Source organism: Sphingosinicella xenopeptidilytica (assembly GCF_042676985.1).
In the GTDB taxonomy this organism is placed as follows: domain Bacteria; phylum Pseudomonadota; class Alphaproteobacteria; order Sphingomonadales; family Sphingomonadaceae; genus Sphingosinicella; species Sphingosinicella xenopeptidilytica.
Genome location: NZ_JBHTIK010000007.1, coordinates 1 through 16,987, shown reverse-complemented (window position 1 = coordinate 16,987; position 16,987 = coordinate 1). Strand labels below are relative to the sequence as shown.

Annotated in this window: 12 protein-coding genes; 5 read left to right on the top strand and 7 right to left on the bottom strand. The window is 65.1% G+C overall.

From position 1 onward, the window contains the following. Positions 1 to 40: 40 nt before the first annotated feature. Entirely contained in the window at positions 41 to 724 is a 684-nt protein-coding gene (locus ACFQ00_RS12235) for a response regulator transcription factor (RefSeq protein ID WP_381491115.1), read from the bottom strand. An 18-nt stretch (positions 725 to 742) separates the two neighbouring features. Between ACFQ00_RS12235 and ACFQ00_RS12230 the strand changes: the two genes are divergently transcribed. Next, positions 743 to 1,882, top strand: coding sequence for an ABC transporter substrate-binding protein (locus tag ACFQ00_RS12230; protein WP_381491113.1), 1,140 nt, complete (start codon positions 743 to 745; stop codon positions 1,880 to 1,882). Positions 1,883 to 1,886: 4 nt separating this feature from the next. On the opposite strand, the gene ACFQ00_RS12225 is transcribed toward ACFQ00_RS12230, so the two are convergent. From ACFQ00_RS12225 to ACFQ00_RS12200, 6 genes are all read right to left on the bottom strand, one after another. Continuing rightward, positions 1,887 to 3,200: a CitMHS family transporter gene (locus ACFQ00_RS12225; protein WP_381491111.1), complete on the bottom strand. Its 1,314-nt coding sequence runs from the start codon at positions 3,198 to 3,200 to the stop codon at positions 1,887 to 1,889. 77 nt (positions 3,201 to 3,277) lie between these two features. Then, a complete protein-coding gene (acnA, locus tag ACFQ00_RS12220) occupies positions 3,278 to 5,812 on the bottom strand; it encodes an aconitate hydratase AcnA (protein ID WP_381491108.1) in 2,535 nt (844 codons plus the stop codon). After that, the gene (locus tag ACFQ00_RS12215; RefSeq protein ID WP_381491105.1) at positions 5,809 to 6,612 is read right to left on the bottom strand and encodes a class I SAM-dependent methyltransferase; all 804 of its coding nucleotides are present in this window, start codon (positions 6,610 to 6,612) and stop codon (positions 5,809 to 5,811) included. Before ACFQ00_RS12215 ends, acnA begins: the two co-directional genes overlap by 4 nt. Then, entirely contained in the window at positions 6,609 to 7,010 is a 402-nt protein-coding gene (locus tag ACFQ00_RS12210; protein WP_381491102.1) for a cupin domain-containing protein, read from the bottom strand. Before ACFQ00_RS12210 ends, ACFQ00_RS12215 begins: the two co-directional genes overlap by 4 nt. Further along, positions 7,007 to 8,080 carry an isocitrate/isopropylmalate dehydrogenase family protein gene (locus ACFQ00_RS12205; protein WP_381491099.1) on the bottom strand — a complete coding sequence of 358 codons (1,074 nt, stop codon included), beginning with the start codon at positions 8,078 to 8,080 and terminating at the stop codon, positions 7,007 to 7,009. Before ACFQ00_RS12205 ends, ACFQ00_RS12210 begins: the two co-directional genes overlap by 4 nt. An 84-nt stretch (positions 8,081 to 8,164) precedes the next feature. Then, entirely contained in the window at positions 8,165 to 10,369 is a 2,205-nt protein-coding gene (locus ACFQ00_RS12200) for a TonB-dependent siderophore receptor (RefSeq protein WP_381491096.1), read from the bottom strand. A gap of 248 nt (positions 10,370 to 10,617) precedes the next feature. Here ACFQ00_RS12200 and ACFQ00_RS12195 point away from each other — a divergent pair, with 248 nt between their 5' ends. The 4 genes from ACFQ00_RS12195 (at position 10,618) to ACFQ00_RS12180 (ending at position 16,806) form a co-directional block, all read left to right on the top strand. Beyond that, complete coding sequence (locus ACFQ00_RS12195) at positions 10,618 to 12,171, top strand: serine hydrolase domain-containing protein (RefSeq protein WP_381491093.1); 1,554 nt, start codon at positions 10,618 to 10,620, stop codon at positions 12,169 to 12,171. Positions 12,172 to 12,176: 5 nt separating this feature from the next. Beyond that, positions 12,177 to 12,971 (top strand): hypothetical protein, encoded by a 795-nt coding sequence (locus tag ACFQ00_RS12190; RefSeq protein ID WP_381491090.1) that lies wholly within the window; start codon positions 12,177 to 12,179, stop codon positions 12,969 to 12,971. Between the two features lie 176 nt (positions 12,972 to 13,147). After that, on the top strand, positions 13,148 to 15,106 hold the full coding sequence (locus ACFQ00_RS12185; RefSeq protein WP_381491087.1) for a TonB-dependent receptor domain-containing protein: 1,959 nt from the start codon (positions 13,148 to 13,150) through the stop codon (positions 15,104 to 15,106). A 71-nt stretch (positions 15,107 to 15,177) separates the two neighbouring features. Beyond that, positions 15,178 to 16,806, top strand: a complete 1,629-nt coding sequence (locus ACFQ00_RS12180) for a hypothetical protein (protein ID WP_381491085.1) — start codon at positions 15,178 to 15,180, stop codon at positions 16,804 to 16,806. Positions 16,807 to 16,987: the final 181 nt, after the last annotated feature.

Genomic DNA, 16,987 nt, shown 5'->3' with positions numbered 1-16,987 from the left:
CAGCGCGACGAGCAGCCGCGCGGTCAGCGAAACGCGAAGATTACGTCTCAGCGGCAGGCGTGTTCTCCATCACATAGCCGAGGCCGCGCATCGTGCGGATCGCCGGCCCCTGCGGACCGAGCTTGCGGCGCAGGCGGGCGATATAAACCTCGATGGCGTTCGGCGCGACCGCCTCATCGAAGCCGAACACCTCGGCGGCGAGCCGATCCTTCGAGACGACCTTGCCGACGCGGACGACGAGCCGTTCGAGCAGCACCCATTCGCGGCGGCGCAGATCGATCTGCTCGCCCGACACCCAGATGACGCAGCGCGACCGGTCGATCTCCAGATTGCCGACGCGGATGAGCGGCGAGGGGTCGGAGGCGGGGCGGCGCAGCAGCGCGCGCAGCCGCGCGCCAAGCTCTGCGGGCTCGAACGGCTTCAGCAGATAATCGTCGGCACCGAGATCGAGGCCCTTCACCCGGTCTTCGAGCGAATCGCGCGCGGTCAGCATCAGGATCGGCACGCGGCAGCCGCTGGATCGTAGCGATTTCAGCACGTCGAAGCCGCTCATGTCGGGCAGGTTCACGTCGAGCGTGATGACGGCGTAGGGCTCGTCTCGCGCCATTTCGAGCGCGGTCTCGCCATCGGGCGCGGGATCGACCGAATAGCCCTCCCCGCGCAGCGCGGCCGTCAGCCCGCGCGCGAGCGCCTCGTCGTCCTCCACCAGCAAGATCCGCGCCATGCTTCCCTCTTTGACAGAATGGCGATCGACCCGCACATTGCGCGCACTATGCGCGTGATCGGGCCGCTTCGCAAAATTCTGTGCTTCGTTCCCCGGCGGCGCGCGCTATTGCTTCTGCCTGCCGCATTCGCGCTGATAGCAGCGGGGCAACCGCGAGGCTATCCCCGCTCCTACGCCGACACGATCGCCGCGGCGCGGCGCGAAGGCACCGTCGTCGTCTATTCGACCACCGACCGGCACGAGGCCACGGCTGCGCTGAACGCGTTCCGGAAACGCTACCCATTCCTGCGCGTCGACTACCGCGAACTGGAATCCCCGACGCTCTACAACCGCGTGATCGCTGAATCGCGGGCGCGGAAACCGACGGGCGACCTCATCTGGAGCTCCGCGATGGACCTTCAGATCAAGCTGGTGAACGATGGCTATGCGCAGGCCTATGCGTCGCCGGAAAAGCCCTATCTGCCGAACTGGGCGATCTGGAAGAACGAGGCATGGGGCGTAACCGCGGAGCCCGTGGTGATCGCCTACAACAAGCGCCTCGTGCCCGCGAAGGATGTGCCGCGCACGCATTCGGCGTTCGAGCGTCTGCTGCGGAACAAAGCCGCCTTCTACCGGGGCCGAGTCTCCACCTACGATCCGCGTCTCTCCGGCTTCGGCTACCTGCAGCTGACGCAGGATTACCACGCAAGCCGGGATATCATGTCGCTTGTCGGTGCGCTCGGCGCGGCGCGCGTGCGGCTGCATACCTCGAGCGGACCATTGCTTGCCGACATCGAAAGCGGGCGCAGCCTGTTCGCGTACAATACGCTCGGCTCCTATGCGCTGGAGCTCGCCACGCGCAATCCGGACATCGGCGTGATCATGCCGAGCGACTACACGCTCGTCGTATCGCGCATCGCGCTCATATCGCGCGAGGCACGGCAGCCCAATGCGGCGAAGCTGCTGCTCGATTTCCTGCTCTCCCCCGAAGGGCAGCGCCATCTGGCGCGCGCCTACATGGCGCCTTCGCGCGAGGACGTGGTGCCGCTTGCCGGCAGCAAACCACCCGCCGCCGCTGCACGGCCGGTGAAGCTCGGCCCCGCGCTGCTCGCGAACCTCGACCGTATCCGGCGTCAGCGCTTCCTCGCCAATTGGCAGGCTGCACTCGACGCCGAGTGAGCGCTCAGGCGTACCAGGGGAAGAGGCCGAGCAGCAGACAGGTGAGCATGAACACCGCGCAGGCACCGAGCGCCCACTTCATCGTGAAGCGCTGGTGGTCGCCAAGCTCGACGCCCGCAGTCGCAACCAACAGATAGGTTGAGGCGACGAGCGGGCTCAGCAGATGAATCTGCTGACCAACGAGCGAGGCGCGCGCGATCTCCATCGTGGTGATGCCGTAATACTCCGCCGAATGCGAGAGCACCGGCAGCATCCCGAAATAGAAGGCATCGTTGGAGATCAGCACCGTGAAAGGGATGCTGACGAGCGCAGTGATCGGCGCCATGTAGGGGCCGAGCGCATCGGGGATGATGCCCGTTACAGTGTTCGCCATCGCATCGACCATCTTGGTGCCCGAAAGCACGCCGGTGAAGATGCCGGCAGCGAAGACGAGGCCTGCGGTCGCGAGCGCATTCGAGGCGTGCGCGGCGACACGCTGGCGCTGCATCTCCACCTGCGGATAATTGACCATCGCTGCGATCGCGAACGCGACCATGAACAGCACCTGCAGCGGCACGTCGCCGAACAGCAATATGCCCATGAGCACGGCGGTGAGCGCGGCGTTGAACCAGTAGAGGCGCGGGCGACGCGTGGAGGGCGTGCCGTCGCTGTCGGGCGTCGAGAGATCGAGCTGGCCGGGCAGCGGCATCGCCACGCGCTCTGTGATGCCGAGGCGCTTTCGTTCGGCGCGGCCGAGCATCCACGCAGTGAACAGCACCCAGCAGACCGTGGTGAGCACGGGCGGGATCAGCGACAGGAACAGCGCGCGCGGATCGACGCCGAGCGCGATCGCCGCGCGCGAGGTCGGCCCGCCCCACGGCACGAGGTTCATCGCCGCGACCGCCATGATGAGAATGCAGGTGAGCACGCGCACATCCATCTTCATGTGCTTGTAGAGCGGCAGCAGCGCCGAGAGCGTGATCATGTAGGTGGTGGTGCCGTCGCCATCGAGCGCGACGATGAGGCCGAGAATCGCGGAGCCCATGGTGATCCGCAAGGGATCGCCGTGCGCAAGCTCCACGACCTTGCGCGTCAGCGGATCGAAAAGCCCGGCATCGATCATGATGCCGAAATAGAGGATCGCGAAGAGCAGCATCACGCCCGTGGGCGCGATATCCCGGATGCCTGCGAGCATCATCTCGCCGAGGCCCGCCGAGAATCCCGCGATCAATGCGAACGCGGTCGGCACGATGATGAGCGCGATCATCGCCGACAGCCGCTTCGTCATGATCAGGGTCATGAACGTGGCGACCATGCCGAAGGCGAGAATGGAAAGCATCAGCCGGCGGTCCCCCTCAGTGCCCGCCGACGTGGGGGCAGTCCCATTGTTTGCATCATCCTAGGCGCCTTTGTCTTTCACGAAGCTGTCAGTGATGCGCGAAGCATCAGCGGCAGCAGACCGCCCGCCTTCAGCACCCGCACCTCGGCGCCCGTCTCCACCGCCGCGCGCGCCGTGAAAGCGCGGATGCGGCCGTCTGCATACAGCACGCGCACGCTGCACGGCGCGGACGGCGCCAGCGCATCCTCCGGCATGTCGATCTCGATGCGATCCCCGGTGCCGAGCGAAAGCGATGCCGGGCACACATCGGCGGGGAGTTCCAGCGGCAGAATGCCCATGTTGCAGAGGTTGGAGCGATGGATGCGTTCGAAGCCCACGGCAAGCACGGCACGAACGCCGAGGAGGTACTGGCCCTTCGCCGCCCAGTCGCGCGACGAGCCCATGCCATAGCGATCGCCCGCGACGACGACCACGGCCTCTCCCGCCGCCGCATAGCGGGCAGCGGCCTGCCAGAGCGGCAGCACTTCGCCGCTCGGCGCATGGATTGTCGACCCCGCCGGGATATCGGGGCCAAGCAGATTGCGAACGGACGGGTTCGTGAACAGCCCGCGCAGCATCACCTCCCAATTGCCGCGCCGCGCGGAGAAGACGTTGAGATCGTCGGCACGCTCGCCGCGTTCGACGAGCCAGCGGCCCGCTTCGCCGCGCACGGGAATCGCGCCTGCGGGAGAGATATGATCCGTCGTGATGTCGTCGCCCAGAACGAGCAGCGGCGACGCTGTGTAATGGCCCAGACGCGACTGCGCATCGCGCGCGACGAAGGGCGGGGGCCGCAGATATGTCGAGGCCTCATTCCACGGGTAAAGCGGTCCCTTCGACGCAGGAAGCGCCATCCAGGTGGCGCTGGCTTCGGCGGCGGCATAGGCCGCATCGAAATCGGCGGGATTCGCGGCGGCGGCAAGCGCAGCATCGATCTCGCCTTCGGAGGGCCAGAGGTCGCGGAGGAAGACGGGCGATCCGTCAGACGCGGTGCCGAGGGGATCGGCTTCGATGCCGATATTGAAATCGCCTGCAAGCGCATAGGCGACGACGAGCGGCGGCGGCGCGAGATACGAATCGCTGACCGCCTGATGCACGCGGCCGGGGAAATTACGGTTCCCCGACAGCACCGCGACGGGCTTCGCGCCCTCTGCCATCAGCGCATCCATGGCGGGCGACAACGGCCCGCTGTTGCCGATGCAGGTGGTGCAGCCGTAAGCGACGATCGCGAAGCCGAGTGCTTCGAGCGGCGCGCGCAGCCCGGCGCGTTCGAGGAGCGCGGCCGCCGTGGGCGAGCCGGGGGCGAGGCTGGTCTTCACCCATGATGGCACGGAGAGCCCTCGCGACGCAGCCACGCGCGCGACGAGACCTGCCGTGACGAGCAGGCGCGTGTCCGACGTGTTCGTGCAGCTGGTAATCGCGGCGATCGCGACCGGGCGACGCTCCGCCGAGGCCACCGTCGCGGCGCGTGCGATCCGGTCCTGCGGGCGATGCGGACCGGCAAGGCTCGGCACGACGGCATCCAGATCGAGATCGAGGGTGAGATCGTAATCCGGTGCGGCATCCGGATCGAACCAGAGCTGTTGGCGGCGCAAATACGCCTCCGCCTGCCGCACATCATCCTCAGCGCGGCCCGTCGCACGCAGATAGGCAATCACGGCATCGTCGGGCGGGAAATACCCCGTCGCGCCGCCGAACTCGGGCGCCATATTCGCGACGACCGCGCGTGTGCCCGCCGATAGCGTCGAGACGCCCGGCCCGAAGAATTCGACGAAGCGGCCATCGAGACGCACGCCACGCAGCATTTCCGTGACGGTGAGCGCGAGGTCCGTCGCCGTCACACCGGGCCGGAACCGCCCTGTGAGGCGCATACCGACGACCTCCGGCACGCGCAGCGTCACCGGCATACCGAGCATCACGCTTTCGGCTTCGAGCCCGCCGACGCCCCAGCCGAGTACGCCGATGCCGTTTATCATCGGCGTGTGACTGTCCGTGCCGATCAGCGTATCCGGAAACAGCCATTCGCGCCCCTGCCATGTCTCGCGGCTGACGACGGTGGCGAGGCGTTCGAGATTGATCGTGTGCATGATGCCGGTGCCCGGCGGATGCACATGCAGCGAGGGGAAGGCGCTATCCGCCCACTTCATCAGCCCGAAACGCTCGGCATTGCGCGCCATCTCGGCGGCGAGATTGGCAGCGAGCGCGCCGCGTGTGCCGTAGCTGTCCACCGCGATGCTGTGATCGGTGGAAACATCGACGCGAAGGCCGGGCACGATCCGGCGCGGGTCTCCCCCCTCCGCGGCGATCACCGAACGCATCGCGGCGAGATCGACGAGCGCGGGGCCGCAGGTCGTGTCATGCATCAGGAGGCGCGTGGGCACGAAGGGCAATTCGATCGTCCGGTCGCCGCGTTCCAGCCACTCTACCGCGGCATGATCGGCATCGGCGTCCACCGCGCGACGGCGGAGCAGGTTCTCGGCGAGGATGCGATGCACCCACGGCATACGCTGCAGCCGCGCGCCGAGCGCGGAGGGGAGGTCCACCATCATCGGCGGCCCAGCCCGCGAATTCATGCGGCCCCTGGCGCCTTGCGCGCGAGGAACAGCGGAATCCGGAAGCGGCGCTCGATCACGCCGCCGAAGCCCTGTTCGCCGACCGCCTCGATCCCATCCAGCACGCGCGCGCGCATTGGCGGCGCCATGCGGCGGATCATCGAGAAGGTCGCGTAAAGTGCGCGCATCTCCGCCGCGGTCATCCGCACCGTCATTTCGTGCATCTGGTGCGCGGCGTGCATGAACCCCGCCGCGCGCAGTTCGGCGAGGCGATCGTCCGTCCATAGCGAATAGTGCCGCTGCTCCGGTCCGCGCAGTGAGGGCGGCAGCTCGGCATCTTTCAGGAGCGGCAACACCGCCCGGCTGAACGGATCGGCTTCAGGATCGTGAAGCACGGTCCACCACATCGCCCATACGCCGCCGGGACGCAGCAGATCACGCACCATCGAAAGCCCGCGCGATGTATCCACCCAGTGGAACGAGGTGGCGGCAACGCCGAGATCGAAGGCCTCTGCGGACAGCCCCGCGTCCTCAAGCGGCGCGTTCACGACACGAACGCCGCCACCCAAACCCGCAAGCTCTACGGCAAGCACGGGATCGGGTTCGACGAGCGTGAGCGAACCGACATCCGCTGCGATCAGCCGCCGGCTCGCCTGCCCCGTCCCGGGTCCGATCTCGAAGACATCAGCGCCGGGCACGAGCGTGCCTTCAGTGGCAAGTGCAATATATAGCGATTCTGGATAGTGCGGCCGTGCACTGGCATAACCAGCAGCATCCGCGCCGAAGATGTGCCGGCCGACAAGCTGGCTTTCGGCGGTCATCGTTCGCCGTGCTCTTCGTCGATGCGGGTGGTGACTCCCGTCGCAACAATCGTCCGCGTCGCGTCGATCGAGGCGTAGGTCCAGAAGATTTCGAGCGGATCGCGGTCCGACACGTTGCGGAAGAAGTGCGGCACGCCCGCGGGAATCCACGTCAGGTCACGCGGGCGCACATCATGCTCATCGCCGTCGATATGCGCGCGGCCCGTACCCGAAAGCACGAGCACGCTTTCCTCGCAATTGTGGATGTGGAGCGGCACCGCGCAGCCGGGATCGATGACGGTGACGCCGTTCAGCATCTGCCGCGAACCGACCTTCGCCGTCACCATCGGGCGCGTGCGTATACCGCCGCCGCGATCCCGAACCACAAGCGTTTCCGGCCGGAGCAGCGCGGCGCTCATCGCTGCCCCCGCACCCGGACCGCGTTGCACACGGCCTCGCCGAATTCGGCTGTGCCGAGCGTGCCGCCGATATCGCGTGTGCGCGTGGCAGGATTGTTCAGGGCATCCTCGACGGCCGTTTCGAGCAGCGCGGCGGCGGAAACGAGATCGCCCCGCGCGTGCTTCCGCCCCAGCCAGTCGAGCAGCATCGCCGCCGAAAGGATCAGCGATGTGGGGTTGGCGATCCCCTTGCCCGCGATATCGGGTGCGGAGCCGTGTTGTGCCTGCGCTACGCAGATCTCGTCGCCGGCGTTGATCGATCCGCCGAGGCCGAGGCTGCCGCTGAGCTCGGAGGCTTCGTCTGAAAGAATGTCCCCGAACATGTTGGTGGTGACGATCACGTCGAACCGATCCGGGCTGCGGATGAGCAGCGCGGCGGCGGCATCGACGATGACCTCCTCCAGCTCCACGTCGGGGAATTCGGCGGCGACCTTCCGCACTTCGCGCAGGAACAGCCCATCCGACAGCTTCAGCACGTTCGCCTTGTGCACGGCCGTCACCTTCTTCCGGCGCGTGCGCGCCAGAGCGAATGCGGCGCGTGCGACCCGGGAAGCGCCTTTCGCGGTGATCTTGCGGATGGAGAGCGCCATGTCCTCGTCGGGCATGAACTCGCCGCTTCCCGCGTGCATATTGCGGTCGGAATAGAAACCCTCCGTGTTCTCGCGCACGATCACGAGGTCCATAGGTTTCGGCAGGATGGTGAGATCCGGCCGCGAACGGCACGGCCGGATATTGGCATAGAGCGCGAAGTGCGTGCGCAGCGCCGCCGACGGGTTGATGCCGCCCACCTCACGCGGCGGATAATCGAAATGCGAGACAGGCCCAAGGATGACCCCGTCCACCTCCGGTATGCGTTCCAGAACACCGGTTGGCAGTGTCGTGCCGGAGTCGGCCAGGCTCGCAAAACCGATCGCACGCTCCTCGATCGTGATCGGCGTGCCGCATGTCTCTGCCAGCACCTCCAGAACCCGGCGCGTTACAGCGGAGATTTCAGGACCGATGCCGTCGCCGGGGAGCAGGAGGAGATTCATGGCACTATCCGTTACAGTCGACATGCACCGGCCGGTGTCGCCAGCAGGAGGACACCGGCCGGAACGTGATCGCGCAACCTGCGATCAGAAGATGTTCGCGGTGAGCGAGAACTTGATCACCGACGGCGCACCGAAGGCGAGGTAGTTGCTGCTCGTGGATGCGAAATACTTCTTGCCGGTGAGGTTCTGGGCGTTGATGCGCGCGGTCATGCCTACACCCCCGATCTCGAAGGCGTACGATCCGCCAAGATCGTAAACCGTGTATCCCGGAACGAACAACGAGTTCTGCGGATTGATCGCGCGCGCGCCCGTGTAATAGGCGCCCGCGTTGATCGCGAGACCTTCGACGAGCTGCGTCAGACGATACTCCCCGGAGACCGACCACTGCGTCTTCGCCGTGTTTTCGATGCGATTGCCGACAAGTGCAGCGTTCGAGGTCTCGCCCTGTTTCGCACGCAGGAACAGCGCCGAACCGTAGAGCGAAAGTTCCGGCGTGATCTCGCCTGTAAGGCTGAATTCGAGACCACGATACGTCGCTTCGCCGTCTTTCACGAAGAAGTTCGCATCGTTGACGTAGGTCAGTTCGCGCGTGATGTCGAAGTAGGCGGCCGTGAACAGCAGACCCTTCTTCGGCTCGATCTTGATACCGCCTTCATACTGCGTGGAGTTGCTGGCAGGCAGGATTTCACCGGCATTGTTCGCGGTAAGCGGCGCGCCGGGCGTCGATTCGAGACCTTCGATGTAGGTCGCGTACGCGCTGATCCATTCCTTCGGCTTGAATACGAGGCCACCCGAAAGCGCCACGGGCTTGTCCGAGAAGGTTTCGATCGACGGACCGGCAACCGTTTCCTGCGTTTCCTTGTAGTCCGACTTGCGGATGCCGAGGAGGACGCTGAACATATCGTCGTTCACGCCGCCGAAACGCATCCGATCGAAAGCGTAAAAGCCGGTGTCCTTGATCGATGTATCACGCGTCGCGTTGTAGGCCGTCGTTCCGTCGAACCGGACATCAGCAAGATCGATCGGATCGTAGGCACTCTGAAGGCAGGTTGTCGTGAGACCGAGCAGCACGCAGTTCGCGCGCGTCGCCACAGAACCCGTGCCGACCCGCGCAACGGTCGACGGCGAATACTGACGACGAATGTTCTTCGAGGCGCCAATCAGGAGCTCGTGAACGATGGGCCCCGTCGCAAACGTACCGGCAAGCTCGATGCGGCCGTTCTTGTTGCGGTAGAGCTGTCCATCGGCCGCGTTCATGGTGAGCGTGCCAAGGCCCGTCACCGGATTGAAGTTGCCGAGCGTGCTAAAACGGCGATCACGTTCGAGATAGGAAATACCGCCCTCTGCGACGATCTCCCAGGCCGGCGTGAACTTCCACGCCACACGACCGAGCACGTTGGTCGCGTCGGCCTTGTTCATGAAGCCCCTGCTACCGGGATTACTGGACGCTTTCGGTAGCTGCGGAAGCACGGTGAGCAGGCTGGCAGCAGCGGTCGGCCCCTGAATAACCGTCGGTTCCGTCACTTCCTTCGAGATATGCTCGACATCGAGGTTGATGCGAAGATTGTCCGACGGCGTCAGCTGGAAGGCGCCGGACTGGAAGCTGCGGCGGCCCCACGTGTTGTCGATGCCCGAATCGACAGTGCCGTAAGCGACGTTGCCGCGCACGCCGAGGATGCCCCACGTTCCACCCGCATCGATATGACCCTGTACCTGGCCATGATCGTTGCCGTTCACCGAGACGGCGAACACCGGATCGAGCGTCGGGCGCTTCGTGGTGAGGTTGATGATGCCCGACGGCGTCGTAAAGCCGTAATAGAGCGCCGACGCGCCCTTCAGCGCTTCGACGCGCACCTTGTTTTCAAGCGGCAGGTCGATGAGGTTCACGATCGGCAGCGAGCCGTTCAGGCGGTAGTTGCCGCGGTTTTCGACCGGGATGCCGCGGATCGAGAGGTTGTTGTAGACCGTGGGGCTCGTCTGCGAGCTGGTGACGCCCGGCGAGTTGCGGAGCGCATCGAGGATGCTCTGCGCCTGCTGAGATTTCAGCACCTGCTCGGGAATGACGCTGACAGTGAGCGGCGTATCGATCTGGCGCGCGCCGCGGAAGCTGCCCGCCTGCACGAAATCCGCGCTGTAGCTGTCCTTGCGATCGGCGGTGACGACGATTTCCTCAAGCGCCAACCCCGATTGCGTATCGGATTCGGCCTGCTGGGCCATCGCCTGACCGGCTGCCGCCATCGCAATTCCGCTGACGCCGAGTCCGGCGATCCATTTCCACTTCGTGGCCATTCCTTGCACCCCTTTTTTCTCCGCCCGAAGGAGAGCGGCAGTTTCCCCATGTTCGGACGCGCACGATCGGCACGCCACGACTCGTTTCCCGGCGGGCCGCAAGGCACGGCCACCGGTGACAGGCTGACGATAGTCCGCATAGCTGTCACAAACCTGTCTCGCCTGTGTCGCCGGGACGACAGCTTGGCGACAGACAGGTTTCCTAGTCTAATATTCGAGGACGGCATCGCGTGCCGGGGGAGACAACATTGAAAACAGCGGAAACCTTCAGCCTTTCACGGCGCCGCTTCACCGGATTGACACTTGGCGGCGCCGGGCTGCTCGCACTGCCGAGCCTTGCAGCGTGCGCACGGATTTCGGCGCCGACCGTATCCCTCGTGGATGGCCTGCCCCGCGCCCGTCCCGAAGCGCACGGCGTCGATCCGCAGGCAATCCTTGCCTTCCTTGACGAGGTGCGCGGCGCCGGGCTGGAGCTGCACAGCTTCATGCTGTCGCGCGGCGGCGACGTGATCAGCGAAGGATGGTGGGCGCCCTACCGCGCCGACCGCCCGCACATGATGCACTCGCTTACGAAGAGCGTCGCCGTCTCGGGCGTCGCCATCGCGATGGACGAGGGTCTCTTCGGCATCGACGACAAGGTGATTTCCTTCTTCCCGGACGAGCTTCCGCCGATCGTAAGCGAAAACCTCGCCGCGATGACCGTGCGCGACCTGCTGACGATGCGCACCGGCCACGCCGAGGAAATCTCCGGCTCTGTGTGGCGCCAGATCAAGACGAGCTGGGTTGCGGAATTCTTCAAGGTGCCGGTGGTTCACAAGCCGGGCACGCGCTTCGTCTATTCGAGCGCGGCGAGCTTCATGCTCTCCGCCATCGTCACCAAGCTGACCGGCCAGACGCTCCGCGACTATATGGAGCCGCGCTTCTTCAAGCCGCTCGGCATCACCGGGCTCAGCTGGGATGTCGGCCCCGGCGGCATCAACCCGGGCGGCAACGGCCTCACCTGGAAAACCGCCGATGCGCTGAAGCTCGGAATGCTCTACGCGCAGAAGGGCCGCTGGAACGGTCAGCAGATCCTCTCCCCCGCATGGGTCGAGGCGGTGAGCAAGCCGCAGGTGGCGGAGGGCGAATACAGTTATCAGTGGTGGATCGGCGCCAACAAGACCTTCTATGCGGTCGGCCTGTTCACGCAAATGTCGATCGTGTTCCCCGATCACGACGCCGTGCTCGCCGTCACCGGCGCGATCCGCAAGAGCGAGATGCTCTCCCCGATCGTCGACAAGCACTTTCCCGCCGCCTTTGGCGCCGCGAGCCTGCCGCCCAGCAACAGCGGTTATGCTGCGCTTACGGAGCGCACCCGCACGTTGTCGCTGCTTCCGGCGCTTCCCGCCACGACCTCGCCTGTGGTGGCACGCATTTCAGGCAAGCAATTCAGGGCGAGCGAAAATGCCGAGGGCATCGAGAGCCTCGGTTTCACCTTCGAAGAGGGGCGCTGCCGCTTCACGATGCGCGATGCCCGCGGCGAACACAACGTCGACGTCGGTCTCGGCCGCTGGATCGAGGGTAGCACGAGCGTAACCGGCAACAAGCTGCACCACCAGTATCAGCCGGATTCGATGGTCGTCGTCGCGGGCGGGCGCTGGACCGCGCCGGACACGTTCGAGATGATCTGGCAATTCGCGGAAACCGCCTTCCGCGACACCGTCGTGTGCCGCTTCGATGGCGACACGATGACCTTCGATCGCAGCGTCAACGTGAATTCCGCGGCGCTGTCGCTTCCCACCGTCCACTCAAAGCTGGTCTGAACATCATGATCCTGATCCTGTCGCGGCCGCTTAAGGCCATCCGCACCCTTGCCGCCGCGTTCGCGATGCTCATGCTTTGCGCCGTCAGCCTGCCGACCGCCGCGCACGCGGAAAGCGGCCCGAAAAGCCTGCTGATCACCTACAAGAGCACGGCAGCGAAGCGGCCTGCGTTTCGCCAATATCTGGAAGGCGCCGGAACTCAGCGTTTCGAAGCCTTGAAAAAAGCGGGCAAGATCGCCGACTACCAGTTCCTGTTCAACTGGTACAACGACACGCTGACCTGGGACGCGATGGCGATCATCCAGTTCAAGGATTATGCCGACGTCGCGGAATGGAAAACGCTGGAGCGCACGTCGCCCGGCGGGCTCGATGCGAAGGGCCTCGCGCTCGGCGAACCGGAGATCACCGTATCCGCCGATCTCCTGTGGGAAGACGGCGCCGCAGCGCCGCGTGCCAGCGGCCGCGTGTTTTATGTCATTCCCTACGAATATCGCGAACTCGCCGAATACAAGAAATACGTCGACGGATATGTGATCCCGCAGGTGCAGGGCTGGATGCGCGAAGGCATTCTTTCGCGCTACCGCATCTTCCTCAATCGCTATCCCGTCGGCGCCTCGTGGGATGCGCTGTTCGTCTACGAATACAAGGACATCGACTCCTTCGGAAAGCGCGAGCCCACAATCGCCAAGGTGCGCGAACCGCTGCGTAAGCAGCCGGAATGGGCTGCGCTCAATGCGATCAAGCAGCAGATCCGCGCCGAGAGCGAAAACGTGATCGCGGACGATCTCGCCGGACGTTGATTCACGCCACATTTCGCAACTGACATTTCCCTGACGCCTGCTGCCGGACGCGTGTCAGGTGCGTTCCGGCAAAAGCCCCCCGTCATCATCACAAGGGGCTTTTGCGAATGTTTTTGTGTTCTCCTTCCCGCTGGACGCTTGCTGCCGTTCTATTGATTTCAACGCATACCGCCGCCGTGGCGGCTGACGCGGGCAGCAGCGTGACGGCGTTCGAACCCGATTACTTCGCAAGTGCGCAGCCCGTATCCGCGCTCGACATCGTGAAGCTGGTACCAGGCTTCCGTCTCGAAGAAGGCGACAGCGAGCTGCGCGGCTATTCCGGCGCGGGCGGCAACGTCCTCGTCGACGGCCAGCGCCCGACGAGCAAGGAAGACACACTCGAAGACGTGCTGAAGCGCATTCCGGCAGGAAGCGTGGAGCGCATCGAGCTGATCCGCAGCGGCGCGGGTTACGACATGCAGGGCTACACGCTGCTCGCCAACGTCGTGCGCAGCCACACGCAGTCGCTGAGCGGCCGTATCGAGGGCACCTACGCGAATTACCGCCACGGCTATGACGCGCCGCGCCTCGCCGGCGAACTCCGCCATGTCGCGGGCGGCCACATCCTCGACTTGTCCGGTGCCATCTATCGGGACATCGACGACGAGCACGGCTTCGGCAGCCGCAATCGCTACGCCGAGGACGGCACCCCGGTCCGGCTCGGCGTTTACGGCCAGCCCGAAGGCGACAACATCCGCGAAGTGCTCGGCAGCTATCAACTGCCGCTGGCGGGCGGCACGGCGCGCGTGAACGGCCTTTACAAGATGAAGAAGATGTTCGCGAACATCGGCGAGGAAGTGATCTTCCCTACGCCCTATGACGCGTCCGGCACCGAACGCGTGAACACCGAATCGACGGAAATCGGCTTCCACTACGACCGCGCGGTCGGCGCACGTAGTCAGATCGAACTGCTCGCGCTACGGCGGACGACGGGAATCAACGGCACCGACAAATCGTTCGCGCCGAGCGGCGACGACGTGACCCGTGAAAGTTCCGACGCGAGTGAGACCATCCTGCGCGGCGTGCTGCGCCGGAAGGCCGGAAACGTCTCGCTCGAAGGCGGCATCGAAGGCGCGCTCAACATCCTCGACAGCCACAGTGCGCTCGAAGAGGACGGCGTGGACATCCCCCTCCCCGCCGCCAACGTCCGCATCGAGGAAAAGCGCGCGGAAGCCTTCTTCACGGCGGCGTGGCATCTATCGAGCGCACTGACGGTGGAGGCAGGCAGCCGCTACGAAACCTCGAGGCTGACGCAGAGCGGCGACAGCGCGCTCAGGAAATCGCTGTCGTTCATCAAGCCGCGCCTCCTCGTGCGGTGGGCGCCGTCGCCGCAGGACGAAATCCGCGCGCTCTTCGAGCGCTCGGTCGGCCAGCTCGATTTCGCCGACTTCGTCAGTTCGGCGTCGCTCACGGGCGGCACTGTCACCGCGGGCAACAAGGATCTGGAGCCTGACAGTCTCTGGCGTAGCGAACTCGCCTGGGAACACCGTATCGGAAAGGGCTCGGTCGTGGTCACCGCCCGGCACGAAGCGATCAGCGACGTCGTCGACCGCATCCCGGTCTTCACCGACGAGGGCGTTTACGACGCCGTGGGCAACATCGGCAGCGGCCGTCGCCAGGAAGTGCAGTTCGATTTCAACCTGCCCTTCGATCCGCTAGGGCTGGCGGGCGTCACCCTGCAGGGCAGCGGCCTCTGGCGCCATAGCCGCGTCACCGATCCGGTGACCGGCGAGCGGCGGCGTATTTCGGAAGATCTGCCGATCGAAGCCAAGGTGAGCCTGACGCACGATATCGCGCGCTGGCACACCCGCTGGGGCATCAACTACGTGCACGCCGAGAAGGAAACGACGTTCAAGATCGACGAGGTCGAGATCGACCGCGTGCCCGACCGCGTCGACGCCTTCATCGAATACAAGCCGGATGCCGCGTGGACGCTGCGGGCCTTCGCCAAGAACCTTACGAACAGCCCGGTGATCCGCACGCGCAGCCTCTACACAGGGCTGCGCGGATTGTCTCCGATCCGCCACATCGAACGGCGCGAACTGAACAGCGGACCCTATGTGGGCTTCACGATCCAGCGTACGTTCGGTGGATGAGCACCCATGCAAGCTTCCTGACAGTTGCGTTCCTTAAGGTCGCCCCGATCATCTGGAGGGGGACGCGGACTATGCGGTGGAACATCTATGCCGGAGTGGGCCTTCTGCTGCTGCCGATGGCGGGATTCATGCCCGCTGAAGCCGCCGAGCGCTTCCCGTCCCCCGAGTGCGAGACCTATGTCGCCTACGACCGCGACATGGTGCTCCCCGGCTATCTCATCGCCTCGAAGACGGGTGCGAAGGTCTGCGTTCCCTTCACCACCGTCGGTGCCCGTCCTCCCGCGGACTACAAGGGTGATTTCTATGTCGACGAATTCGCCGACGAGACGCTCCGTGCACGCTGGCTTCAATGCAAGGCTGATCCGGTCTGTTCGGCGCGGGTCTCACCCGTCGTAAATGGCCGCAAACCGCCCAACCGCGAGCATCGCATCACCGATCCGCATCATCGCCACCTGCTCGGCAAGATCAGCGAAGGCGCAAACCTCGACCTTGCCGTGATCCGGCGCCCGGCGTTCTTCGCGCAGGCGCCCTATCGGGAGCCGATCGCCGCGGTCGAGGCGAAGACCTATACCGTTGAATTCACTGCCCCCGCCGAAGCGCACGAGCGCATCCACAAGGGCATCGACACGCCGGTGAAGCTGCGCGGCTGGTATATGCAGGGGCGCGGCGTACCGGGCGCGAAGGGCCGCAAGGTGCGCGCGCTCATCGTGATGAGCGGCGGCGGCGGCACGCGCCTCACCGCGATCGATCATCCCGAGGACCGGCTTTACAGCATCCATATCGAAACCGGGAAAACCGCGATCAATTCCTTCCCGAACACACGCACTGGATCCCCCGGTCAGGCCGGGTGGCGTTCAATGATGGCGATGTTCAATGCGGCGGGCTTCGACGTGCTTGCCTACGACCGGCGCGGTGTCGGCGTTTCGAGCGGCTACAGCGACACCAACACGTTGCAGCAGGGCCGCGATCTGCTGGCGGCGCTCGCCAGCCTCCGCTCGGGCGAAGGGATGCGCGCCCTGTCGCCGAAGGGCAAGCTCTACGCGGGTACCGACGCAGCGCGCGCGCTGCGCGGCAAGACCGCCGAACTGCCGACGCTGCTGCTCGGCAATTCGCGCGGCACGATGGCGAGCGGCTGGGCGATGACGATGAACTTCGACAAGGATTGCAGCTACGACCTCGTCGAGATCACCTGCACGCCACCCCGCCGCGACCCTTCGATCAAGGGTGCGATGCTGATGTCGGAATTTACAAGCGGCCCCGGCTTCGTTTCGGCAACACCAACGCCCGAGGACGAAGAACGCGGGCTCGGCAAGGATCGCGGCCTGTTCATCGGCGCGAGCCAGATCGAGCACAACATCGTGTTCTTCCCCGGCTCGGCGATCCTCGCAGGCATGAAGACATGGCCTGCCGCTTTCTTCGCGCGCGGGCTTTGGGACTACGCCGCCAGCCTTGAAGGCACGATCACCTCCTACGACCGCGTGGCGGGGCTTAAGGAGCTTGTCGTGGTGCGTGGGCCGCACCCGTTCGAAACATGGCCCGAGGCGGAAAAGACACGCGTCCGCGAACGCCTGCGCGCTTTCGCTTTGGCCGCGATCCGCGGCGCACACGATGTACCCGGCGCGCGCGCATGGACGACGATGAAAGAGCTTGTCGCGACGACCGAAGACGTCTGGGAACCGTCGTCTGCACCGCGTCCGTGATCTCCTGCGGCGATTTCGCGGTAGGCACCGGAGAGGAAAAAACGCTAGACTGAAAACGCGGAGGTTCAGTCTATGCAATTGATTATCAACGGCAAAAGGCACACCTATGACGGTCCTTCTGAGATGCCGTTGTTATGGTATGTGCGTGACCTGGCGGGGTTGACGGGAACGAAGTTCGGGT

Coding starts and splice junctions, on each gene's coding strand:
- ACFQ00_RS12235 (WP_381491115.1), bottom strand. CDS start 724: ATGGCGCGGATCTTGCTGGTGGAGGACGACGAGGCGCTCGCGCGCGGG.
- ACFQ00_RS12230 (WP_381491113.1), top strand. CDS start 743: ATGGCGATCGACCCGCACATTGCGCGCACTATGCGCGTGATCGGGCCG.
- ACFQ00_RS12225 (WP_381491111.1), bottom strand. CDS start 3,200: ATGCTTTCCATTCTCGCCTTCGGCATGGTCGCCACGTTCATGACCCTG.
- acnA (WP_381491108.1), bottom strand. CDS start 5,812: ATGAATTCGCGGGCTGGGCCGCCGATGATGGTGGACCTCCCCTCCGCG.
- ACFQ00_RS12215 (WP_381491105.1), bottom strand. CDS start 6,612: ATGACCGCCGAAAGCCAGCTTGTCGGCCGGCACATCTTCGGCGCGGAT.
- ACFQ00_RS12210 (WP_381491102.1), bottom strand. CDS start 7,010: ATGAGCGCCGCGCTGCTCCGGCCGGAAACGCTTGTGGTTCGGGATCGC.
- ACFQ00_RS12205 (WP_381491099.1), bottom strand. CDS start 8,080: ATGAATCTCCTCCTGCTCCCCGGCGACGGCATCGGTCCTGAAATCTCC.
- ACFQ00_RS12200 (WP_381491096.1), bottom strand. CDS start 10,369: ATGGCCACGAAGTGGAAATGGATCGCCGGACTCGGCGTCAGCGGAATT.
- ACFQ00_RS12190 (WP_381491090.1), top strand. CDS start 12,177: ATGATCCTGATCCTGTCGCGGCCGCTTAAGGCCATCCGCACCCTTGCC.
- ACFQ00_RS12180 (WP_381491085.1), top strand. CDS start 15,178: ATGCGGTGGAACATCTATGCCGGAGTGGGCCTTCTGCTGCTGCCGATG.